Origin of the sequence: Hyphomicrobium methylovorum, assembly GCF_013626205.1 — a bacterium.
GTDB classification, from domain to species: domain Bacteria; phylum Pseudomonadota; class Alphaproteobacteria; order Rhizobiales; family Hyphomicrobiaceae; genus Hyphomicrobium_B; species Hyphomicrobium_B methylovorum.
In genome coordinates, this window is sequence record NZ_QHJE01000001.1 from 2,701,532 (window position 1) to 2,720,822 (window position 19,291).

27 protein-coding genes and 1 tRNA gene are annotated in these 19,291 nt (G+C 59.3%); 15 read left to right on the plus strand and 13 right to left on the minus strand.

The window, feature by feature from the left end; all coding sequences use genetic code 11:
* Positions 1 to 28 precede the first annotated feature (28 nt).
* The 6 genes from gatC to gatB all read left to right on the plus strand — a co-directional run bounded on the left by gatC (position 29) and on the right by gatB (position 4,421).
* Entirely contained in the window at positions 29 to 316 is a 288-nt protein-coding gene (gatC, locus tag DLM45_RS12970; RefSeq protein ID WP_181337506.1) for an Asp-tRNA(Asn)/Glu-tRNA(Gln) amidotransferase subunit GatC, read from the plus strand.
* A gap of 5 nt (positions 317 to 321) precedes the next feature.
* Entirely contained in the window at positions 322 to 738 is a 417-nt protein-coding gene (locus DLM45_RS12975) for a hypothetical protein (RefSeq protein WP_181337507.1), read from the plus strand.
* Complete coding sequence (gene gatA, locus DLM45_RS12980) at positions 735 to 2,234, plus strand: Asp-tRNA(Asn)/Glu-tRNA(Gln) amidotransferase subunit GatA (RefSeq protein ID WP_181337508.1); 1,500 nt, start codon at positions 735 to 737, stop codon at positions 2,232 to 2,234. Before DLM45_RS12975 ends, gatA begins: the two co-directional genes overlap by 4 nt.
* A gap of 37 nt (positions 2,235 to 2,271) precedes the next feature.
* Positions 2,272 to 2,592 carry a chorismate mutase gene (locus DLM45_RS12985; RefSeq protein ID WP_246317379.1) on the plus strand — a complete coding sequence of 107 codons (321 nt, stop codon included), beginning with the start codon at positions 2,272 to 2,274 and terminating at the stop codon, positions 2,590 to 2,592.
* Positions 2,582 to 2,875 carry a hypothetical protein gene (locus DLM45_RS12990; protein WP_181337510.1) on the plus strand — a complete coding sequence of 98 codons (294 nt, stop codon included), beginning with the start codon at positions 2,582 to 2,584 and terminating at the stop codon, positions 2,873 to 2,875. Before DLM45_RS12985 ends, DLM45_RS12990 begins: the two co-directional genes overlap by 11 nt.
* A 64-nt stretch (positions 2,876 to 2,939) precedes the next feature.
* Positions 2,940 to 4,421 carry an Asp-tRNA(Asn)/Glu-tRNA(Gln) amidotransferase subunit GatB gene (gene gatB / locus DLM45_RS12995; protein ID WP_181337511.1) on the plus strand — a complete coding sequence of 494 codons (1,482 nt, stop codon included), beginning with the start codon at positions 2,940 to 2,942 and terminating at the stop codon, positions 4,419 to 4,421.
* Between the two features lie 26 nt (positions 4,422 to 4,447).
* On the opposite strand, the gene DLM45_RS13000 is transcribed toward gatB, so the two are convergent.
* The 5 genes from DLM45_RS13000 to DLM45_RS13020 form a co-directional block, all read right to left on the minus strand.
* Positions 4,448 to 4,591 carry a hypothetical protein gene (locus DLM45_RS13000; protein WP_181337512.1) on the minus strand — a complete coding sequence of 48 codons (144 nt, stop codon included), beginning with the start codon at positions 4,589 to 4,591 and terminating at the stop codon, positions 4,448 to 4,450.
* Between the two features lie 179 nt (positions 4,592 to 4,770).
* Positions 4,771 to 6,135, minus strand: a complete 1,365-nt coding sequence (locus DLM45_RS13005; protein ID WP_181337513.1) for a cytochrome P450 — start codon at positions 6,133 to 6,135, stop codon at positions 4,771 to 4,773.
* Between the two features lie 62 nt (positions 6,136 to 6,197).
* Entirely contained in the window at positions 6,198 to 6,362 is a 165-nt protein-coding gene (locus DLM45_RS13010) for a hypothetical protein (RefSeq protein ID WP_181337514.1), read from the minus strand.
* A gap of 115 nt (positions 6,363 to 6,477) precedes the next feature.
* Positions 6,478 to 7,008, minus strand: a complete 531-nt coding sequence (locus DLM45_RS13015) for a DedA family protein (protein WP_181337515.1) — start codon at positions 7,006 to 7,008, stop codon at positions 6,478 to 6,480.
* A 103-nt stretch (positions 7,009 to 7,111) separates the two neighbouring features.
* A complete protein-coding gene (locus DLM45_RS13020) occupies positions 7,112 to 7,534 on the minus strand; it encodes a hypothetical protein (protein WP_246317380.1) in 423 nt (140 codons plus the stop codon).
* Between the two features lie 182 nt (positions 7,535 to 7,716).
* Here DLM45_RS13020 and DLM45_RS13025 point away from each other — a divergent pair, with 182 nt between their 5' ends.
* Entirely contained in the window at positions 7,717 to 8,685 is a 969-nt protein-coding gene (locus DLM45_RS13025; RefSeq protein ID WP_181337516.1) for a quinone oxidoreductase family protein, read from the plus strand.
* An 8-nt stretch (positions 8,686 to 8,693) separates the two neighbouring features.
* A complete protein-coding gene (locus DLM45_RS13030; RefSeq protein WP_181337517.1) occupies positions 8,694 to 9,359 on the plus strand; it encodes a glutathione binding-like protein in 666 nt (221 codons plus the stop codon).
* A gap of 66 nt (positions 9,360 to 9,425) precedes the next feature.
* Here DLM45_RS13030 and DLM45_RS13035 read toward each other — a convergent pair whose 3' ends face one another.
* Positions 9,426 to 9,686, minus strand: a complete 261-nt coding sequence (locus DLM45_RS13035; RefSeq protein ID WP_181337518.1) for a hypothetical protein — start codon at positions 9,684 to 9,686, stop codon at positions 9,426 to 9,428.
* Positions 9,687 to 10,099: 413 nt separating this feature from the next.
* On the opposite strand from DLM45_RS13035, the gene DLM45_RS13040 reads away from it, so the two are divergent.
* Positions 10,100 to 10,372 carry an SEL1-like repeat protein gene (locus DLM45_RS13040; protein ID WP_181337519.1) on the plus strand — a complete coding sequence of 91 codons (273 nt, stop codon included), beginning with the start codon at positions 10,100 to 10,102 and terminating at the stop codon, positions 10,370 to 10,372.
* 50 nt (positions 10,373 to 10,422) lie between these two features.
* On the opposite strand, the gene DLM45_RS13045 is transcribed toward DLM45_RS13040, so the two are convergent.
* Positions 10,423 to 11,025 (minus strand): hypothetical protein, encoded by a 603-nt coding sequence (locus DLM45_RS13045; RefSeq protein WP_181337520.1) that lies wholly within the window; start codon positions 11,023 to 11,025, stop codon positions 10,423 to 10,425.
* Positions 11,026 to 11,172: 147 nt separating this feature from the next.
* Here DLM45_RS13045 and DLM45_RS13050 point away from each other — a divergent pair.
* Positions 11,173 to 11,265 (plus strand) — tRNA-Ser (locus DLM45_RS13050).
* A 187-nt stretch (positions 11,266 to 11,452) separates the two neighbouring features.
* Here the strand turns inward: DLM45_RS13050 and DLM45_RS13055 are convergent.
* Positions 11,453 to 11,725, minus strand: coding sequence for a hypothetical protein (locus tag DLM45_RS13055; RefSeq protein WP_181337521.1), 273 nt, complete (start codon positions 11,723 to 11,725; stop codon positions 11,453 to 11,455).
* 179 nt (positions 11,726 to 11,904) lie between these two features.
* Here DLM45_RS13055 and DLM45_RS13060 point away from each other — a divergent pair, with 179 nt between their 5' ends.
* Positions 11,905 to 12,888 carry a hypothetical protein gene (locus tag DLM45_RS13060; RefSeq protein ID WP_181337522.1) on the plus strand — a complete coding sequence of 328 codons (984 nt, stop codon included), beginning with the start codon at positions 11,905 to 11,907 and terminating at the stop codon, positions 12,886 to 12,888.
* 12 nt (positions 12,889 to 12,900) lie between these two features.
* Here the strand turns inward: DLM45_RS13060 and DLM45_RS13065 are convergent, their stop codons facing one another.
* Genes DLM45_RS13065 through DLM45_RS13075 form a run of 3 tightly spaced genes read right to left on the minus strand, consistent with a single transcriptional unit; the run spans position 12,901 to position 14,035 of the window.
* Positions 12,901 to 13,368 (minus strand): hypothetical protein, encoded by a 468-nt coding sequence (locus DLM45_RS13065; protein ID WP_181337523.1) that lies wholly within the window; start codon positions 13,366 to 13,368, stop codon positions 12,901 to 12,903.
* The gene (locus tag DLM45_RS13070) at positions 13,365 to 13,592 is read right to left on the minus strand and encodes a hypothetical protein (RefSeq protein WP_181337524.1); all 228 of its coding nucleotides are present in this window, start codon (positions 13,590 to 13,592) and stop codon (positions 13,365 to 13,367) included. Before DLM45_RS13070 ends, DLM45_RS13065 begins: the two co-directional genes overlap by 4 nt.
* Entirely contained in the window at positions 13,589 to 14,035 is a 447-nt protein-coding gene (locus DLM45_RS13075; protein ID WP_181337525.1) for a helix-turn-helix domain-containing protein, read from the minus strand. Before DLM45_RS13075 ends, DLM45_RS13070 begins: the two co-directional genes overlap by 4 nt.
* A 174-nt stretch (positions 14,036 to 14,209) precedes the next feature.
* On the opposite strand from DLM45_RS13075, the gene mauJ reads away from it, so the two are divergent.
* Entirely contained in the window at positions 14,210 to 15,634 is a 1,425-nt protein-coding gene (gene mauJ, locus DLM45_RS13080; RefSeq protein WP_181337526.1) for a methylamine utilization protein MauJ, read from the plus strand.
* 242 nt (positions 15,635 to 15,876) lie between these two features.
* Here mauJ and DLM45_RS13085 read toward each other — a convergent pair whose 3' ends face one another.
* Positions 15,877 to 16,452, minus strand: a complete 576-nt coding sequence (locus DLM45_RS13085) for a hypothetical protein (RefSeq protein ID WP_181337527.1) — start codon at positions 16,450 to 16,452, stop codon at positions 15,877 to 15,879.
* A gap of 73 nt (positions 16,453 to 16,525) precedes the next feature.
* Between DLM45_RS13085 and DLM45_RS13090 the strand changes: the two genes are divergently transcribed.
* Entirely contained in the window at positions 16,526 to 16,726 is a 201-nt protein-coding gene (locus tag DLM45_RS13090; protein WP_181337528.1) for a hypothetical protein, read from the plus strand.
* 212 nt (positions 16,727 to 16,938) lie between these two features.
* Here DLM45_RS13090 and DLM45_RS13095 read toward each other — a convergent pair whose 3' ends face one another.
* Positions 16,939 to 17,277, minus strand: coding sequence for a hypothetical protein (locus DLM45_RS13095; protein ID WP_181337529.1), 339 nt, complete (start codon positions 17,275 to 17,277; stop codon positions 16,939 to 16,941).
* A gap of 678 nt (positions 17,278 to 17,955) precedes the next feature.
* On the opposite strand from DLM45_RS13095, the gene DLM45_RS13100 reads away from it, so the two are divergent.
* Together DLM45_RS13100 and DLM45_RS13105 are read left to right on the plus strand one after the other, a co-directional pair.
* Positions 17,956 to 18,255, plus strand: a complete 300-nt coding sequence (locus DLM45_RS13100) for a helix-turn-helix transcriptional regulator (protein ID WP_181337530.1) — start codon at positions 17,956 to 17,958, stop codon at positions 18,253 to 18,255.
* Positions 18,252 to 19,145 carry a reverse transcriptase domain-containing protein gene (locus DLM45_RS13105; protein ID WP_181337531.1) on the plus strand — a complete coding sequence of 298 codons (894 nt, stop codon included), beginning with the start codon at positions 18,252 to 18,254 and terminating at the stop codon, positions 19,143 to 19,145. Before DLM45_RS13100 ends, DLM45_RS13105 begins: the two co-directional genes overlap by 4 nt.
* Positions 19,146 to 19,291: the final 146 nt, after the last annotated feature.

The following is a 19,291-nucleotide window of genomic DNA, read 5'->3' on the forward strand; positions in this document are numbered from 1 at the left end:
CTAGCGGCCTTTTTCAAAAGGATTTTCCATGCAGGTCGACGAAGCGACCGTCCACCGAATTGCGCGCCTTGCCCGCATCAAGGTCAGCGATGCGGAGGCGAAGGGGCTCGAGACGGAGCTTTCGGGCATTCTCGATTGGGTGAAGCAACTCGACGAGGTCGATACGAGCGCCGTCGAGCCGATGACCCGCGTCGTCGCGCAACCGCTCGAAATGCGTGAGGACGTGGTGACGGACGGCGAGATTGCCGATGCCGTGACCGCGAATGCGCCGCTTGCCGAAGACCACTATTTCGTCGTGCCGAAGGTCGTGGAGTAGAGACCATGCTTCGAGTTGCAGTCTTTGCTCTCGGCATTTGTCTCGCGACGGTTGGTGTGCGCGCGCAAGACGAAGCGGATTTGGGAGCCTTCGTCGGTGAGGGAATGTACTCGCCGACGACGGGCTGCGCGAAGCTCTTGGCGATCGAAAAAGGGGATGCGAGCCCGAACATCGCGAGCTATCCGCTCACGCTCACGCGCGAGGGGACGGGGAGCTGGGAGGGCGGCTGCAAATTCACTTCGGTGAAGACAGTCAAGCCGAACGTCTTCGAAGCCAAAATGGATTGCTCGGAAGGCGCGGAAGAGTACGAGGAAACCGTCACGTTTACGCGCCTTGATGCCAATCGCATCGATGTTGCGGGTGGCGGTGAGTACCTTGTTTATGAGCGCTGCACAGCGCTGAAGGGGAAAGTCGAACGGTGACGGATCTTACCAAGCTCACGATTGCGGAGGCGCGGGACGGCCTCGAAAAGAAATCTTTCTCAGCAGTTGAACTGACCGATGCCTTTCTGGCGTCGATAGACAGCGGCAATCAAGCCCTCAACGCTTACGTGCTCGTCACGCCGGAACATGCGCGCGCGCAGGCCAAGGAGAGCGATGCTCGCATCGCCAACGGAACAGCGCGTCCGCTCGAAGGATTGCCATTAGGCAATAAGGATCTCTTCTGCACGAAGGGTATCCGCACGACGGCGTGCTCAAAAATTCTCGGCGATTTCAAGCCGACGTATGAATCGACTGTCGGTCAGAATTTGTGGGATGCCGGGGCGGTGATGCTCGGCAAGCTCAACAACGATGAATTCGCGATGGGTTCGTCGAACGAGACGAGTGCCTTCGGCAACGTCGTCAATCCGTGGCGGCGCAACGAGAAGGACGGCAAGCCGTCCGATGCGAAGCTGGTTCCGGGTGGTTCGTCGGGTGGTTCGTCAGCGGCGGTTGCGGCTGATCTCTGTCTCGCTGCGACAGCGACGGATACGGGCGGCTCCATTCGCCAGCCCGCCGCGCTGACGGGTACGGTTGGGATCAAGCCGACGTACGGCCGCTGCTCGCGCTGGGGAATTGTTGCGTTTGCCTCGTCGCTCGATCAGGCGGGCCCGATCGCCAAGACCGTGCGTGACGCCGCGATCATGCTGAAGACGATGGCCAGCCATGATCTCAAGGATACGACGTCCGTCGATGCGCCGGTCCCCGATTATGAGAAGGCTATCGGCCGGGGTGTAAAAGGTCTTCGGGTTGGCATTCCCAAGGAATACCGCGTCGAGGGCATGTCGAAAGAGACCGAGAAGCTTTGGGACGACGGCGTTGCGTGGTTGAAGGCAGCGGGCGCGACGGTGCACGAGATTTCTCTTCCGCACACGAAGTATGCGCTGCCTGCCTACTATATCGTGGCACCGGCGGAGGCATCGTCGAACCTCGCGCGTTATGATGGCATGCGGTACGGGCTGCGCGTCGCGGGCGATAATCTCACCGACACCTACGAGAAGACGCGTGCTGCTGGTTTCGGCAAGGAAGTGCGCCGCCGCATCCTGATCGGCACCTACGTTCTTTCGGCCGGATATTACGACGCCTACTACCTGAAGGCGCAGAAGGTTCGTTCGCTGATCAAGCGGGATTTCGACGAGGCTTGGAACAGCGTTGACGTCGTTCTGACACCGACGACGCCGTCGCCCGCGTTCGCGCAGGGAGAGAAGACCGGCGATCCGTTGGCGATGTATCTGGAAGACATTTTTACGGTGACTGTAAACATGGCGGGGCTTCCGGGCATGTCTGTGCCTGCAGGCCTTTCGTCCGAGGGGACGCCACTCGGGCTGCAGTTGATCGGCAAGCCATTCGACGAAGAAACGCTGTTTCGAACAGCGCAGGTGATCGAGGACGCGGCAGGGCGCTTCAAGGCTCCGGACGCGTGGTGGAAAAAGGGCTGAAAAAATGGATCCCAAACGGCCGTGGGAATGTGCAGACATGTCCCAAGTGAGAAGTGAGATCGATCGTATTGACGCTTCGCTTGTCGATCTCATTGCTGAGCGCTTCGGCTATGTCGATCGCGCGTGGCAGCTCAAAATGACTTCCGAGGAAGGCGCCGTTGTGAATTGGCGCATTCAGCAAGTGATTGATCGCGTGAAAACCCGCGCGCAAGAAAAGAATATGCCGCCGGAAATGATCGAGATGGTTGGCGCGCAGTGGCGCAACATGATCGGTTGGTTCATCCAATTCGAAGAAGAGAAAATCCGGCAGGCGCTTGACGCCGGCAAACGCGGAACGGGAGAGAAAAGTGACGCCTGAACTCCAACCCGACGTTCCGCTGCTCGAAGTGCTGATCTACGGCGTGCTCAATCCAGCGACGATCGTCGTCGCGTTTTTGATGGGACGGCGTGTGGATGCGAAGAACAAGGTTCTGCTTGCAGCGTTCATCGGCGCAGCCGCTGGTTCTTTATTGCTCTATATCGCGACGTTCTTCCAGATCTGGGATGCGCCGACGCTTGGGCGGTCTATCGCCGGAACATTCATCGTTTCGTTGATCGCAGGCTATGTTTACGCGGCGGCCGGTTACTGGTCGAAGCGTTGAGCGAATTTGGATTAGTCGCGCTGCGCCGCTAACGATCGGCGCGGTTACGACCGGAGAACTGAATATGAGTGCCACGAAGACGGCGGCCAAGGGGAAGCCGAACAATCTCATCGCGGGTGCAACCGGTGACTGGGAAGTCGTGATCGGCATGGAAGTTCATGCGCAGGTGGCTTCCAACGCGAAGTTGTTTTCCGGCGCTTCGACCGCGTTTGGCGCCGAGCCGAACAGCCATGTTTCGCTCGTCGATGCGGCCATGCCCGGCATGTTGCCCGTCATCAATCGCGAGTGCGTGGCGCAGGCCATTCGTACGGGCCTTGGGCTCAAAGCGCAGATCAACCATCGCAGCGTTTTCGACCGGAAGAATTATTTCTATCCCGATCTGCCGCAGGGTTATCAGATTTCGCAGTTCAAGCAGCCGATCGTCGGTGAGGGCGAGGTCGAGATCGACGTTGACGGCGAAACAATGAAGGTGGGGATCGAGCGACTGCATCTCGAGCAGGACGCGGGTAAGTCGCTGCACGATCAACATCCGGATTATTCCTACGTCGATCTCAATCGATCGGGCGTGGCGCTGATGGAGATCGTATCGCGGCCGGATCTCCGTTCGTCCAAGCAGGCGCAGGCGTATGTGACGAAGCTCAGGACGATCCTTCGCTATCTCGGAACGTGTGACGGCGACATGGAGAAGGGCAACCTCCGTGCCGACGTCAACGTATCGGTCCGGAAGCCGGGTGATGGGCTTGGCACGCGGTGCGAAATCAAGAACGTGAACTCGATCCGCTTCATCGGTCAGGCGATCGAAACGGAAGCGCGCCGTCAGATCGACATCATCGAGGATGGTGGGAAGATCGATCAGGAGACGCGTCTCTTCGATGCCGCCAAGGGTGAGACGCGGTCGATGCGCTCAAAGGAAGAAGCGCACGACTATCGCTATTTTCCAGATCCCGATTTGCTGCCGCTCGAATTTTCCGAGGCGTATGTCGAGGAACTGAAGTCGGGCTTGCCGGAACTGCCGGATGAGAAGCGCACGCGCTTCATGAAGGCGTTTGGGCTATCGGCGTATGACTCGGATGTTCTGGTCGCCGAGCGGTCGTCTGCGGATTATTTCGAGAGTGTCGCCAAGGGGCGAGACGGAAAGCTCGCGGCGAACTGGGTGATCAACGAATTGTTCGGCCGCCTCAACAAGGAAGGCAAGGAGATCGAAGCTAGCCCCGTCTCGGCGGCGCAGCTTGGCTCTATCGTCGATCTCATCTCTTCGAATGCGATTTCCGGAAAGATCGCGAAGGATCTCTTCGAGATCGTTTGGACCGATGGTGGCGATCCTGCGAAGATCGTCGAAGATCGCGGCATGAAGCAGGTGACGGATACTGGCGCGATCGAGAAGGCCGTGGACGAGATCATCGCGGCAAACCCCGAAAAGGTGGAGCAGGCGAAGGCGAAGCCCTCAATGCTCGGCTGGTTCGTGGGGCAGGTGATGAAATCCACGGGCGGAAAAGCGAACCCGGCAGCCGTCAACGAGATCTTAAAGGCGAAGCTCGGGATCTGACCGATCTGCGAGTGTTCGCCTAGGCGTCAAGCTAGCGCTTCTGCCGGGCGGCGTGCCTTGTGTTCACGAAGGCCGACGCGCACGACGTGCAGAATGCCGATGCACGCGAGCAGTATGAGTCCGCCGGGTACGATCGCTGCGATGACGTAAATTGCTTTTGTCGCTGTCATTGGGCCTCTCCTTGGAGGCAGGGTTGATCTGCGACAAAACATACCACTGATAATTTTCGATCCTGCTCACGCGACCCATCGCAATTGCAAAGCGAAATTTGCTCGGCGCTAAGACGCGATGAAGAATGCGTTAAAGGCATTTCGATTGCGTCGGCGACTTTCAGGCCGCCAGCGCGAGGCTAAAGCGGGCTGACCAGCAACGGCATTCCACCCTTTGGGCGGAGCGTTACGCGGCTAATGGGTTCCGGCGCATGGCGGCCGTCCCACGCGAAGCTGGTCGTTCGTAAGAATTCGGCAAGGAGTGTGATTGCTTCGAGGTTCGCAAACGCCGAGCCTATGCAGATGCGCGGTCCGTATCCGAACGGCATGAACTGCGTGCGAGGACGTTTCGCCTCGTTTTCAGGAAGGAAGCGATCGGGGTCGAAACGATCGGGATCGGACCAAAGCAGCTTGTGGCGATGGAGCGCGAAGATCGGAATGACGATCAGGGTCGGCTTTGGCAGATGCTTGCCGCCGATATCGACATCGTCGCTCGTGACGCGCGTTATGACCGGTACGGGTGGATAGAGCCGCATCGACTCCTTCAGGAAGCGAGCGGTGAGTGGAAGCTGAGCGATCGTCTCGGCTGTGATGGCGCCAGATCCCGTCACGCCGCGAATTTCCTCACGCAGGCGGTCTTGCCACTCCGGCGCGCGCGCGAGGAGATAGAGCGACCAGGTGAGTGCTTTGGCGGTCGTTTCGTGCCCTGCGAGAAGAAACGTCGTCAGATTGTCGACGATCATGTCATCGGGCATCGGCAGGCCGGTATCGGGATCGCGCGCTGTTATCAGGCGTGCAACAAGATCGTCACCTGCACTACCAGCGTGGCGCCGCTTTTCCAGCAGGCGCGCAACAACGGCGCGCGAGCGTACAGCAGCCTGGCGCATGCGCCGTTTCCCCGGATGCCATGCCGTTTCGGGGATCATCAGTAATGAGGCTGCAACTTCCCAGGTGATCGGATCGAGATACGCGCGGGCGGCTTCCTTTATGGCGTCGGCTTCGCTCTCATCGATGCCTGCGAGAATGGTGCGCGTGATGACGGAGAACGTCGTCTCGGTCATGTCGTTGTCGATGGCGGTTAAGCGATTGGCGCCGCCCGCGCGCCAGATTGCAGTCCGCTGTTGGGCGGCTTCGAGAATGACGGGCACATAGTTCAGCAGTTCGGAGCGGCGGAATAGTGGGCTCGCGAGTTTGCGTTGCCAGCGCCAGCTTTCTCCTTCGGCCGTAAGAAGGCCCTCTCCGACGATGGGCTTCAGCACGCGGCGGTCAAGGCGGGTCTTGGGGAAGTTCTCGGCGTCGCTAAGTAGAATGCGCTCGATCAGGGCCGGATCGGTTACCCAGGCGACGAGCGGCCGCTTGCGGCCGTAGGTGACGACCGGCTGATCGTAGACGGCGCGCGGAAGCGAGCGCAGAGGATTGCGGATGAAGCGCGCAAGAAACGGCAATAGCGGCAAAGCCCGGGCGGAGGGCGTTGCCGTTGGCGGGTAAAGGGCGGCGGTGGTCATACCACTCGCTCTGTCCTGTGTTTTGGCCGGGCGTGCGATTGCGGTGCAATCGGGTCCGCGTCTTAGGCGGTGGCTGCCTTCTTGGCGCGTGCCTTGCCAGCGAGCTTCTTTAAGCGCGTGCGGGCGGCGAGCGTGTTGCCCTGGATGCGCGTCTGCGGTGGACGCGGAATGGTGCGGCGGGCCTTCTTCTTCTGCTTCTGCGTGTTCTTCAGCGACGTCTTGGACATGATATTTGCCTGGCAAATGATAGGTGAAGCATGATCGCGCCGGGTCCCGACGCAATATTCGGAGCCGATCCTCTACGGGATCGCTTCTCGCGACGCAAGCGGGCGCGAAATCGCATCAGTTCAGGAGGTAGCTCAGCCCGAAATACGTGGGTGCGATGACACCGGCGGCCCAAATGAACGCGGAAAGGATATTGGCGATCTGAAACTGCCATTGGGGAACGGCGTAAACGCCTGCGATGACAGGGATGATTGCGCGTACCGGGCCAAAGAAGTGCCCCAGAAAGACGCCAGCGGCGCCCCAGCGATCGAAAAAGACCTGACCACGGTCAACCATGGCCGGATACTTGTTGAACGGCCAGAGTTCCCGGATGCCTTCCTTGTAATAGAGCCCGATCCAGTAAGAGATCGCGTATCCCAAGGAGCCGCCGACGCCCGCCCAGATGATTGCAGGCCATAGGACGCTCAATTCGACGCCGCTCTTCGCCAGAAGGGCCGCTATGCCGATCAGAATTGCGGTTCCGGGCCATAGGATCGACAGGAAGCAAAAGCTTTCCAGAAAGGCGACGAAGAACGCAATGGGGCCAGCCCATTCTTCGTGATTGCGCACAAACATGACAATGGCATCGACGAAGTCTTGCACGTTCATGGAAAGGCTTCCGATGCGGGAGAGTTGTGGAGAGGACGGAGACAGCCCCATCGTGCCCCCGCCCGGGCAAATAGGGAAACATTATGAATCATTCAAGCCTCGACTAGCGGCATCGGCGTGCGAACTCGCGGCCGAGATCCCGCGAGACTTCGCGTGCAAGCATACCAGCGCGCGCAATTTGCGCCGGAGTCAGTCCGGAATTGGCGCCGCTTTTAAGGGATGCCGGGCCGCGGTCAGCTTCGGCTTTGGCGTGGGCGAGTTCGTCGCAGGAAAGCTCTGCACGCTTCTTGTTGAAGGCCATGAGGCGTACGCCGGACGCATATTCGTGCGGGCCAGCGGGATGTTTCACCCAGGCGCGCGATTTATCGGCCATGTAGGAATCGTAGACGATCTTACGCTGGCTGATGCAGACGTTGCTATCATCCACGCACTTGAGGCCGCGAGCCTGCTCTCCGAGCGCGGCTTCGTTTCCCCCGCATCCCGCCATCACTGCGCCGGCACCGAGCGCAAAAAGAAAGACGGTCAATTTGGGAAGGTTCGAGGGAAAGCGCAGAATTTGCAAAACGTGGGTCCATCCTTTTGTTTCAATGCGGGTAGAAAGGCAGAATGGCGGGCTCGTGGCAGACCGGTGAATGGAGCCCTGCACCTAGCGAGATTTGCTGAGGCGCGGCATCAATCACACACTTGAACGAACTGGAGACTGAGACGATGGCGTACGCGATTCGCGTTCATAACTATGGCGGCCCAGAAGAACTGCGTTATGAGGACGTCGATACCGGCGAGCCGGGTGTGGGCGAAGTTCTTGTTCGCCAGCATGCCGTTGGGGTCAATTTTATCGATATTTATCAGCGTTCGGGCCTCTACAAGTTGCCGTCTCTGCCTGCGGTGCTCGGCTCGGAAGCAGCTGGAGAGGTCATAGGCACCGGCGCGGGCGTCGAGGCGTTCAAGATCGGGGATCGCGTGGCGTATGCGAGCGCGCCGGGGGCCTATGCTGCCGTTCGACGTGTGCCAGTGGATAAGCTCGTCAAGCTGCCTGACGCGATCGACTATGCGACTGCCGCCGCGATGATGCTGCAAGGTATGACGGCCCGTTATCTTCTGCGTGAGACGTATAACGTCGGTCCAGGGACAGTTCTTCTGTTTCATGCAGCTGCGGGCGGCGTTGGGTTGATCGCGTGCCAGTGGGCGCGTGCGCTTGGCGCAACCGTGATTGGGACCGTTAGCACCGACGCCAAAGCGGAGCTTGCGAAGGCCAACGGTGCAACGCATGCGATCAATGTGAAGCGAGAAGACTTCGTTGCGCGCGTCAAGGAGATCACGAACGGCGCTGGGTGCGATGTCGTCTATGACTCCGTCGGCAAGGACACATTTCCGCAGTCGCTGGATTGCCTAAAGCCGAAAGGCCTATGGGTTTCCTTCGGCAACTCCTCCGGGCCGGTGCCTCCATTCGAGCTAACGGCCCTGAAAGGCTCACTTTTTGCCACGCGTCCGTCGCTTTTTGCATATACGGAAAAACGAGAAGATCTCGAAGCGAACGCCGCTGAATTGTTCGAGATGGTGTCTTCGGGAAAGGTCCAGATCGCGGTCAATCATCGCTATCCGCTTAGCGAAGCTGCTGAGGCCCATCGGGCGCTCGCCAGCAGGGCGACGACAGGATCCATCATTCTCGTGCCGTAAGGAGCGATATGCCGGACGAAGGGCAAGACGAGCCGATCGCATTGTATTTTTGCCCGACGCCGAACGGGTATCAGATTTCGATCATGCTCGAAGAGCTGCTTGCGCCGTACTGCGTGCTGTCTGCCGACGACGCAACGGGCGCGCAGCTCAACTCACATTTTGCTGCCCGGCTATCGGAGGAGACACTTCCGGCGATTGTCGATCCCGATGGGCCCGACGGTCAGCCGCTGGCGCTGTCGGAGTCTGGCGCGATCCTCCACTATCTGGCCCGCAAGTATGACGCGTTCTATCCGATGAACGAGCGCACGAAAGCAGATGTCGACCAATGGCTGTTCTGGCAAGTTGGGCGTTTCGGTCCGATGGCGATGGAGTGCGAGCATTTCCGGCATCGTGCGCCGGAGCGGATGTCCTATGTCATCGATCGCTACACCTCGGAGATTGCGCGTCTGTTTGGCGATTTGGAACGACGGCTTGAGACCCGAGAGTATCTGGCAGGCGCTTATTCGATTGCGGACATCGCGACGTTTCCCTGGGCGCGGATGTGGCGGCTCCTGGGGCAGGACAGCGGGAAGTTTCCAAACGTCGAGCGCTGGCTCGATCGCGTTGGCAAGCGGCCCGCGGTGATCAAGGGATTGGCGATCAAGGTGCCGGAAACGGCGCGCAGGCAAGCGTAACGACGAGCGGAAAGGCGACGCTCATGCGCGAAGTTTGTTTTGAAGGCGCACGTGCGCGGCGGTCGCTTAATTTGGTCCAGCGAGACGAGACGGATCAACGGTGCGGCCCGTCACTCTTTGAAAGGCCATCGCGCCAAGCACCTTGTTCGATTGAACATGGCGCAGTGCATCCGGCATTTCGGTTTCGTCGGTTGCCTGAGCTGCCATCGCATCGCTGCTCAAGTCTCTCAAGCCGAGGTAAGACGGCTGGAGGCTTTCCTGTGCGCAGCCGGTGAGCGCGATGAGGCTCGCAACCGCGAGCGACCGGCAAAAGAGCCTGCTCTGCATTTTCCCTCGTTCGCGCGCGAGACCGCGAACCCTCTTGCCCCCTGGCAAAGGACGCTTATGCGTCCACCCGATATAGTTACCGAGCCCAGACTGAACCGCTGCTGAATGCGTCGCAAATCCCGTCAATCGCGAGCGCCCCCGACAGCTGATTCAAAACATGGTTAGAGAAAGATGGCAACCGCCGTTAAGAATTCGTCGCGGCCTGATCTGTTTCGATCTTTTCGTTCTGTTTTGAGTCATTCGGTTGCAGGAAACGAACGAAGCTTATCGATGTTTTACACTGATTTTGTTCCGTATTTTACGGATTCTCAGCCATGCACTGCGATGCTCGCGATCTGTCACGAAGCGTGATGGAGAAAAGTTGAGTCGATATTTGTGATCGGCGCACTTTGTGTAACTGGGAGAGAAGCAAGATGTCGCGTTTGGATATGTCCGCGCGTGAAGTTGTAGAATTTGCTGCGCAAGGCGGACAGCACGATGCTCTGTTCGAAATGGGATTGAGTTGCTGCACAGGTCGCGATGGTTCGATCGATCTGGTGCAAGCTCATAAGTGGTTCAACATCTCGGCGATGCGTGGAAACGATGATGCGAAGCGCTATCGTTTCGAGGTTGCCCAGGACATGAGCAAGGCCGAGATCATCCGCGCACAGCGGCTGGCCCGCGAGTGGCTTTCGACAGTTCATTGACCTTTGCCCGCGCATGCAAATGCGCGTGCGGATGTTGGCGGTCTTTCACGTCAGCATTTGGAAAAGAACGACGAGAGACACTTCCACGACGTTTTTGCAGCGTCGCCGACTGCGGCGCCCGCATTTTGCAACGCCGTGCCGGCTGATTTCACCGCGCTGTTGTCGCTCGCGGACTTCGAGCCTTTTTCCACCATTTCCAGTACGGTCTTCGGCGGCTTGCCGGCGTTCGGTTCTTCGCCCGGCGCTGGTTCATCCGCGTGCTCATGTGACGGCGCGCCGTCGTGCTGGTGAGGCTCTGGCGCGGTTGCGACGTTGGCTGATGGTTGGTGAGCTGGCGGCGTGGCGGCTTCCTGAGCCGGCTCCTCATCGACGCCACCTAACCCCGCCGGAATCGGAAGCTCCTTGCGTTCGCCTTGGCAGGGCGCGCGCGTATTACGGTCGATGCTGCAACTCGAGTGCTGTCCTGCCTTTGCGAGCGCCGTAATGCAGTAGAGGTTGGTTGCTGTATCCAACTGTCCGTCGGATTGCGCATTGACGACGCAGGCATAGCTTGCGTCAGGGCCGGTGCATTTGACACAGACTTCCGTGGCTCCAGCCGAAGCGGCGGCGAGCGTGAGCAGCGGTGCTGCAAAGAGCCATGATTTGCGGTCCACAGCCAACGTGAGCCCCCGTTCCACGATCGCGAAGTGTTTAGGGAATACTAAGACGTCTTTGCGGCAACGATTAGGACGGGGATCCAGAATTGCTGCTGCTTGCATTGGCGCGATCTCGCCTCTATAGGGTGCCGAGCGAGTGCGCCTGGAGACGTGGCCGAGTGGCTGAAGGCAACGGTTTGCTAAATCGTCATACGCTTTAAAGGCGTATCGAGGGTTCGAATCCCTCCGTCTCCGCCATAACTTATTGATTTCATTGTATTTTTGATGATTTTCTTTGACCGGTCATACGCCGAGTCATACTCTAGAATTTTGCTGTGCGTAGCCGTCCGTGCGTGTCCGCACGTGTTCACGCTTCGATGCGTTTGCGTTGAACACGCGCGTTCGTCACCGCATCAACGCGAGTGATGTGGAGGAGTTCACATGCTCACGTCATCGACATTGCTAGATCGCTCTCGATCGAGCGCGCAATCGTTCGCACATCGGGCTCGCTCCAATCATTCGCGACAGCGCGCGCGAGCCAACGCACTTTCCAGGCAAGCGCATCGGGCGTGTCGGCGTGCGAAGCGAGAATGTGATCTTCGAGAGAGCGCAGCACATCGTCCGCCACCGCTTCGGGGCCGCCAATCCGTTCGTCGTTCGCTTCATCAAGTGCGTCGAACGCAGTAATGAGCGCCGCGGTGACCGTTTTGATTTCCATGATGCCTCTCTTGACGCCTACGTAGTCGATGCCTGCTGTATGTCATGCGACGCACGAGCGTGGGAAAGAGCCTCGGTTTTTGCCTAATAAAATCCGCACACGGACATATCCGTTGATGCAACGGATATGTCCGTTGGCTGCGGACCGTTGACCCTCCGAACCCAGGCGATAAGGTCATCATGGCTCACAGCAGCGACAACGCCCGAAAATTTCTTGAGAGCCTCCATCGGCGCGACCTGGCAATACTGCTTGCACCCTGCGAAGTGTCGATCGACCTCCGACAGAGCGGATTCGACATCGCGCCAGTGGCGCTTGTTCGTGCGCCGACGCCGATTGACGAGGCTTTGAGAAGGCTGCCTGCCCACGATCGCAAACGCATCGCCGAAGCGGTGGCAAGCAGCGATCCAAGCCAAAGGGCGCCAGATGACATAAAGGTCGAGACCTTGGGAAACTCGGAAGCCGAGGGAATGGCGCGCCTCTTGGCCGATCTTATCATTCATCGCGAGATGATGATTTCGGTCGCTACGGGCGGCGATCGCATTCAGGAGGTCGACGATTACTATCGCGCTCGCGACGCCGGCATTCGACGAAGTCTCCCCGATGGCGTTCCCTATGAGAATCCACACGACAGCCTATGGGATTGGTACAATTATTGGCGCACTAATTTCGACACCTATCGGGGGCGGCGCGAGTACATTCGGAAAATGCTTTCCCCCGCGATCGAGGCGATATCGCAACGCTCTGTCGTGGCTGACGCGCATCGCGAGCCGACCGGCTGGGAAAGGGTCGACCGGGTGCTTGCCAAAGCACGGAAGCAACTTGAAACTGCGACCGCAGAGGAAGATTGCCAAGCCATTGGTCTGCTCTGCCGCGAGGCCATCATATCGCTCGCGCAGGCCGTATTTGATCCTGCAATTCATGCCACATTGGATGGCGTCAAGCCGAGCATCACCGACGCAAACCGGATGTTGGAGGCGTATGTCCCGCACCAATTCCCCGGCGAAAGCAACAAAGAGGTCCGAGCGCACGCCAGAGCGTCTCTGGCGCTTGCTCTCAATCTGCAGCACCGTCGCACCGCCACGCCGCAATTGGCAGCGCTATGCGTGGAGGCAACCGCCTCCACCGTGGCAGTGGTGTTGATTATCTCGGGTCGGAAAATTTAGCCACAGGCGAACTCATGCACCCGCAATGCGTGCCGCGATGGTTTCGACTTCCGGCGCCAACTTGCGCATAGCGGCTGGCTCGTCCGAATGGGCGATCCGGCGAGCCACGGCATCTGGATCACGATCGTCGACAACCTTCAAAGCAAACTCATCCGGCGACGTGCCAGCCGCGATTGCAGCGGCAAGGGTCCGATCATCCGCGCCCATCGCGGTCGCTAGGCGGCGCAGGCGCTCTTCGCGCGAGCCGGTCGGTGCGGGGAGCGGGCGAGCAATTTGGGACACTGCGGGCCGTACAGGCGTAATGGGCGGTATGGATGCTACGGGCACGATAAGCGATGCGCTGGCCTCCAAATGCGCCACGCGGAGGCGGTGAGACTCGAGGTTTTTCTCAACGTACGGCCCGCCAAGGCCAGTGGCGATCTGCGATTCAGTTTCAGCCAGCAATTCGCGCGCGCGGGCGAGCGCTTTGGGATCGGTCATGTAATGCTCCTACGTGCGACGATGATTGCCGCACGGTCCTGTGCGGTGAGGCGTGCGACCTGATCGAGCGATAAGCCGGTGCAGACAGCCATGATGGTATCGGCGTCCGCGCCCTGAAGGCCCTCAAGTTCTTCGGCCCTGAGGTTTCTGGCCGAGACATATTCTGTTGCCGGAACGCCCTTCATGCCGCTGTCGATTGGAAATTCGAGTCGGACCATGCTCATGCTGTGGCATTCTCCCAATAGGGTCGGCGATATGTAAGACGTGGCGCCGGCCCGTCTGCCGTGCAGCGGTCGCCGGGCTTGCTGGTCGCGGCAACAATGGCAGCGGCAAGGGTCTCGTCGTCGCTGATGAAATGCTGGCCCACTTCTTCAAGCTTCTCGCGCACGTCTGCGGGCAAATTACTGAGCGGTGGGCATGGGACAAGCCGGTAGCCGAAAACGCCAAGGGCCGCTTCGATCGAGGCGAGGCTGGGGACATTCGGACGAAGCTTGCCGCCGCCCCTCCACGCCTTCACGGAGGAAGCCAGAATCCCGGAGCGGAATTCTAACTCCTGATACGAGACGCCATGGCGCTTCATGAGTTCGAATGCTAGGCGGGCGAGCGGATTCGCCTTGGCCGGAATCGTTACTCGGCTTGGCCGGACATAGGGAGCGGGCTTTGACATGCAAACATCATGGCGCGTTGGGTCGCCACTGACGGGACGGGTCGGGTGGCTCTGGCGGGTTGTGGCTTCGCGCTAAACATGGCTTGATCGCTTGGCGCTACGGACTAGTTGCCCCATCGTGAGCCCCCCCCCAACGCGACCGCCTCGCTTTGCTGTCATCGAAAATGAGGAACTATGCTCGCCAAACAGTTGGCCCACATTCTCAATGAACTGTGCGGCAAGAGTGATCTCTCGACAGACGCGTTGGCGGACATGGATCAACGGTTTGAGGCGCTGCGCGGCTCGGGCCGCTTACCGAGCGGCCGGGAGAGTCGTGGCCAAAAGCTGTCGGATGAGCAGATTGTTGCGGGCGTGCTCGGGCTGGTCGCGGGGCGGCCAAGCTGGGCGGGCATGGTGTGCGCGAGCATCGCGCATCTAAAGCCTGTTGGTGGTAAGGCCGACGCATTTGGCGGCGCCGCTACCTTGACTGATGCATTGAGCAACCTGCTTGCCGACAAGGCAATGCGAGACAGTATCATCGGCGTGCGGCTTTCGGCGGCGGAGGCAGGAACTAACAGCCATGGGCTGGCAGTGATTACCTACGAACGAGACGGCGCACGGCACCAGCTTTCGTTCGTGCGCGATGAGGCCGTCTCCCTGCTTCAGCCCGGCGTGAGCTTCGATGCCGAATTACGGAACGCGCCGGTCAGCCGAGAACTTGTTTTCAACCGACGGTTCTTTGAACAACTGGCGCGAAGAATTGAAGATGCTCGCGCCCACCCATCACCCCCGATCGGCGACGGGTCGGAGTATGACAAAGAGGATGCCGAGAATGCGCGCCGTCAGCGCCTCGGCGTAACGTCATCGTCGCACTTTCTGAATATCGGCGTGGACAATCAGGTCACGTGGCCGCGCGAGGAAATGCTGGTCAACTTTGACCGATACAAGTTCGTGCTGATGCCGAAGACTAAGGAGCACGTGCAGTCCATCCATGTCGACCTGCACGCCAACAAGCTCAGCATGGAGGAAGCGATGACGGTGATAAACCGCTTCCTCAGTCTGCTCACATGGTGCGATGACCAATTCGCAATCGCGCAAGATGGTTGGTCGGGCAATCCGGTGCCCGTCGCCGTGCCAAAGCGAAATCTCGCCTTCACCACCACGCATTATTGGGTGTTCGATCGCGATATTCCGGCATCGGAAGAAGCGCAGCGCGCGCTCGCGCTCTATCGCGAAGCGCGCAATGCCGAGCAAAATTTCATGATCAGCTATGCGGTGCTCAGCTATTTCAAGGTGCTCGAAGTCCGATACCCCGAAGGAAAGGACATTCGCCCGTGGGTCGCTCGGACGTTCCCGCTCATTCGTGCCGAGGAAGATGAATCCAATCTGCGTCCATTTCTTGCCGCCTGTGGCAGCGAGACGGTTGAGGACTACTTATGGAAGGCGTGCCGTGTCGCAGTCGCCCACGTGCGCGAGAAACATCCCTCCGACCCGGATATTGCTGAGGAACTGACGCGATTGCATCACGCGGCCGACATCATGCGCCTGTTCGCCCGCTACTTCATCCGCCACGAGTTGGGCGTGTCGGACAGCCCGTTCCGCGAGGTCGAGCGCGACTAGCAGCGCGGCACGAGAGCGATTTTCTATTGTGGGTATTCAGATACCCGTATGACGGCCGCGCTTTTCTGCGCGTTTACCTGTGGCTTCTGTTCGTCCGATCGAAACAAAGTTGCAAAATGCAACTCATCTGCGGGGGTGTCGCCATTGCGCGTCGACCCGTGACCGTGTGCCGCCCTTGGGAGGACCCACGGTTTTTTACAGGTGTTGACGTGCCAACAAAGTCGCCAACGTGCGCCCTTGCATTAGTTCTTGGCTGACCAGGCACGGAGCAGCCGGGAATAAACTGTTGGGAAATTCTCTGTCACCGCTCGATCCACAATCTCTAAGGCATCGAAGCGCGGCTCGATCTTCGCGCCATTCGTTATCCGTCCCAACACGATCAACGGTGTGCGAGTCTTGCCCTTGCGGCGCACGAGCGTGTCACCGATGCGGAATGGCTTGCGCTGGGTGCCCTCCGCCCGCCGAAGCATGGCCCTGACCTTGGTGTGTGTGGGCGCCTCGCTGATGTCCCTGTAAGCAGGCACGAACAGCCGGCCGCCCTTGTGCTCATCAATGCCCTTCACATGTCGAGCGAAAAATTTATCCAGACTGCCAACCTGGGAATTGAGATTGCCGGGTGTCGCCGCGCGGATGCGCACGCCCCTGTCCAGCCAGGTGTTGCGACGATGGAATAGCGAATGGCCTGCGATCCACGCGGGCTTCGCTTTTTCTGCGACGAAGGTGAGGCTCTTAGCTGCCATCATGCGGTTCGCCTTCAACAGCGTGCGGAAGCGCGCCAGGTTGCGGCGGTCAAGGGTGAGGCTCAGTTCAGCGGGCATAGACATTCCTTTGATTGGAAAGGCGACGGCACTCGACGCACGCCGCTGTTGATGACGTGTATCTGAGGCTCCCATGCCGATGGCGACAGTCGGGGCCGAGCCAGGTCGAGAGTCCGGCGGCAATCGCAGCGAGTCTGCGCGGATCGTTCGCGATGTTGGGGAGTGCCCGGCGTTCGGCCTCCGCTGCTTTTCGGCCGGCGATGGCAGCCTGCCGGGCTTCGCGCTGTGCGACGACGGCGGGGACGGCTGCACGGCGTCGGGCGGCGTCACGTGAATTGATCCGGCCGCAGTCGATGCAGGCGCCCGTCGAAACGAAGCGAAAGGCGTCCGGGTGGATCGGGCAATGTGGGCCATGCCATTGCTTCAGGCCGACCGCTTGGGCGGCGAGGCGAGCAGGGTGATTGGTGTGCGATGCCATGGTGGCATCATGAAAGATAGAAAGTTGAGCGATGGGATTGTTTCGGTGGCGTCGCGCTACGGTCGCCGTCAATCCCAAAGCCTTGGCGCCGTCGTCCGATCCTTCGTCGGATCGCTCGGCGGCGGCGGATTTTTACAAGCAGCAACATGCTTGTCGAAATCGGCGATGATCCCCTCAATCATGACCGGCGGGAGATCGCCCATGTCGGCAGCACTCCCGCCAAGCTTTTTTGCGCTAACGCAAGCTGCTGGCTCGCCGTCACCCGTCCATAGTCTATCGCGATCCGGTTCGACCTTGCACGCGTCCGCGATTTGCTGTGCCGGCAAGTTCCCAAGCTGATGCACTGCGGCGGCGCAGGAATCGATGGATGGCGTCGCGCTCGCCAACATGAGAATTAAACCGATCATTGTGCCCCTTCCGAACGAACATCGCGACGGCCCTCCTGCTCGAATTGATGGCACAGCGCTAGGCCATTGCCACCGTCCGATGATCGATGTTCGTACCTATGCCGCTCGGCTCAATCGGCCGCATGAGTGTCGAAGGCCGCTGCCGGTCGATTAGAGGAAGCGCTCGCATCGATACAATCCACAACGATGTTCGCTGCCAGCGAACTTTTGTCGTTGATCGCAGCCCCCGAATCGCCCCATCACGGGTGCAGCCGAAGTAGCAGAACGACAAGTCGTCATTCGCTGAGGTCGGTGACCTTGCGGTGGGCGAAAGCTCACCAAATTAGGCCGCAGTACGCGGCCCCCGCGCGCCGACGACCGCGCGCGGAAAGGGTATCGAGTAGGGTAAAAGCGTCCCCCGTTCCGTTCCTGTTGCCCGACGACTGCATGCGCATCTAGCGCCTGTAGCGACAGGAGGATTGGCAATCGATGCATACTCGCTCGAAAAGCTTCGGCAGGGGACGTAAGCGGTCTAATTGGCGGATGAAGTTCTGGCAATTGCTAGGACGGATGACGCTCAAACTTCTGATTGTTGTGCCGTATGTCGCAAAGTTTGTGGATGCGGTGATCGAGATCGCGAAGTGGTTCAAACATTAGGCGCGCGCCCTACCGCTATCCCCCTTTCTTAAGGAGGCCACGATGATCGGCGATGCCCTACGCTGTATCCGTAAATTTCATGATCTCAATCAGAGTGCCGCTGCGGAAAAGCTCGGCATATCCAAATCCTATCTCAGCGAAATCGAAAGCGAGACCAAGGAGCCGACGCTCCAATTGATCCAACGATATGCGGACGTCTTCAAACTGCCGGCATCATCGATCCTGTTTTTCGCCGAGAACTACGCGCAGCCGCAACGCCGGGCCGGCGCGCAGAAGATTGTCGCGGGAAAGATTTTGGCGCTGATGCGATTTCTTGAGGCTCGGTCGGAGGAAGCGCCGTGAGCGCGAGAAAATATCATGCCCTCCAACAGTCGTCGCTTCATCGTATGCCCACCCGGCGAAAGCTTGCCGAACTGCTTCTCGTCACCCCGGCGGAACTTCGGTTCCTCAGCACATCTCAAAACCTGTACCGTCATTTTCCTGCGCCGAAAAAAGACGGCAGCTTCCGCATGATCGACGATCCATGCGCTCAGTTGAAGCGTGCGCAGAAGCGCATCGCAAAACTGCTTGGCCGCATATCGCCGCCGGATGCCTTATTCTGTCCGGTGAAGGGGCGCTCATACGTGGGGAACGCCGCCGTGCACCGCGACGGTCGCGTAGTGCATTCTCTTGACGTGCAGAAGTATTTTCCGAGCACGACGCGCCGTCGCATATATTGGTTTTTCAATACAGTCATGGGATGCCCGGAGGATGTGGCGGGAACACTCGCCAATCTCGTGTGCTGCGACGGGCATCTCGCCACCGGAAGCCCGGCAAGCCCGATCCTGGCATATTATGCGCACATCGACGTGTGGGAGAAGGTGGCGTCGCTGGCTAAGGCCAATGGATGTGTACTGTCGATTTATATCGACGACATCACCCTGTCCGGGCCGCACGTGAGTAAGAAACTGGTCTGGGAGGTGAAGGAATGCATCCACCGGGCCGGCCTTCGGTATCATAAGGAAAAGCGCTCAATCGACCGGGCATGCGAGGTCACGGGCGTTATCATCGACCGCACCGAACTTAAGGTTCCGAACCGTCAGCACAAAAAATTGCGTGAAGCGAAACGGGCCAGGGATCGCGATCGGAATTCGAAGGATAGCGCGAAGATCGTTGGCCGGCTGGCCGGTTTGCAAGGTCAGTTCGACCAGATCGCGAACGGTAATGTTAAGCGACCCGCCGACGTTGGATAAGCAGCCGGCGTGATGCAGGTTTTGATCAACGTCAATCTGCGTGCGACGTAAGTTGTCACCAGTTGTCCCTTGCGCGCGCCGTCAAGGGCTCGGTGAAATGCTAGCCAGCCGCGTTGTGTGGCGATTTTCCAATTTTCCAATTTTCC

Bases quoted from the DNA above. Each gene is read 5' to 3' on its own strand.
- DLM45_RS12985 (WP_246317379.1), top strand. From the start codon at position 2,272: ATGTCCCAAGTGAGAAGTGAGATCGATCGTATTGACGCTTCGCTTGTC.
- DLM45_RS13055 (WP_181337521.1), bottom strand. From the start codon at position 11,725: ATGGAAATCAAAACGGTCACCGCGGCGCTCATTACTGCGTTCGACGCA.
- DLM45_RS13025 (WP_181337516.1), top strand. From the start codon at position 7,717: ATGGCGTACGCGATTCGCGTTCATAACTATGGCGGCCCAGAAGAACTG.
- gatB (WP_181337511.1), top strand. From the start codon at position 2,940: ATGAGTGCCACGAAGACGGCGGCCAAGGGGAAGCCGAACAATCTCATC.
- DLM45_RS13070 (WP_181337524.1), bottom strand. From the start codon at position 13,592: ATGAGCATGGTCCGACTCGAATTTCCAATCGACAGCGGCATGAAGGGC.
- DLM45_RS13075 (WP_181337525.1), bottom strand. From the start codon at position 14,035: ATGTCAAAGCCCGCTCCCTATGTCCGGCCAAGCCGAGTAACGATTCCG.
- DLM45_RS12975 (WP_181337507.1), top strand. From the start codon at position 322: ATGCTTCGAGTTGCAGTCTTTGCTCTCGGCATTTGTCTCGCGACGGTT.
- DLM45_RS13085 (WP_181337527.1), bottom strand. From the start codon at position 16,452: ATGCCCGCTGAACTGAGCCTCACCCTTGACCGCCGCAACCTGGCGCGC.
- DLM45_RS13095 (WP_181337529.1), bottom strand. From the start codon at position 17,277: ATGATCGGTTTAATTCTCATGTTGGCGAGCGCGACGCCATCCATCGAT.
- DLM45_RS13100 (WP_181337530.1), top strand. From the start codon at position 17,956: ATGATCGGCGATGCCCTACGCTGTATCCGTAAATTTCATGATCTCAAT.
- DLM45_RS13010 (WP_181337514.1), bottom strand. From the start codon at position 6,362: ATGTCCAAGACGTCGCTGAAGAACACGCAGAAGCAGAAGAAGAAGGCC.
- DLM45_RS13060 (WP_181337522.1), top strand. From the start codon at position 11,905: ATGGCTCACAGCAGCGACAACGCCCGAAAATTTCTTGAGAGCCTCCAT.
- DLM45_RS13015 (WP_181337515.1), bottom strand. From the start codon at position 7,008: ATGAACGTGCAAGACTTCGTCGATGCCATTGTCATGTTTGTGCGCAAT.
- DLM45_RS13030 (WP_181337517.1), top strand. From the start codon at position 8,694: ATGCCGGACGAAGGGCAAGACGAGCCGATCGCATTGTATTTTTGCCCG.
- DLM45_RS13000 (WP_181337512.1), bottom strand. From the start codon at position 4,591: ATGACAGCGACAAAAGCAATTTACGTCATCGCAGCGATCGTACCCGGC.
- mauJ (WP_181337526.1), top strand. From the start codon at position 14,210: ATGCTCGCCAAACAGTTGGCCCACATTCTCAATGAACTGTGCGGCAAG.
- gatC (WP_181337506.1), top strand. From the start codon at position 29: ATGCAGGTCGACGAAGCGACCGTCCACCGAATTGCGCGCCTTGCCCGC.
- DLM45_RS13090 (WP_181337528.1), top strand. From the start codon at position 16,526: ATGCCGATGGCGACAGTCGGGGCCGAGCCAGGTCGAGAGTCCGGCGGC.
- DLM45_RS13065 (WP_181337523.1), bottom strand. From the start codon at position 13,368: ATGACCGATCCCAAAGCGCTCGCCCGCGCGCGCGAATTGCTGGCTGAA.
- DLM45_RS13040 (WP_181337519.1), top strand. From the start codon at position 10,100: ATGTCGCGTTTGGATATGTCCGCGCGTGAAGTTGTAGAATTTGCTGCG.
- DLM45_RS13035 (WP_181337518.1), bottom strand. From the start codon at position 9,686: ATGCAGAGCAGGCTCTTTTGCCGGTCGCTCGCGGTTGCGAGCCTCATC.
- DLM45_RS13005 (WP_181337513.1), bottom strand. From the start codon at position 6,135: ATGACCACCGCCGCCCTTTACCCGCCAACGGCAACGCCCTCCGCCCGG.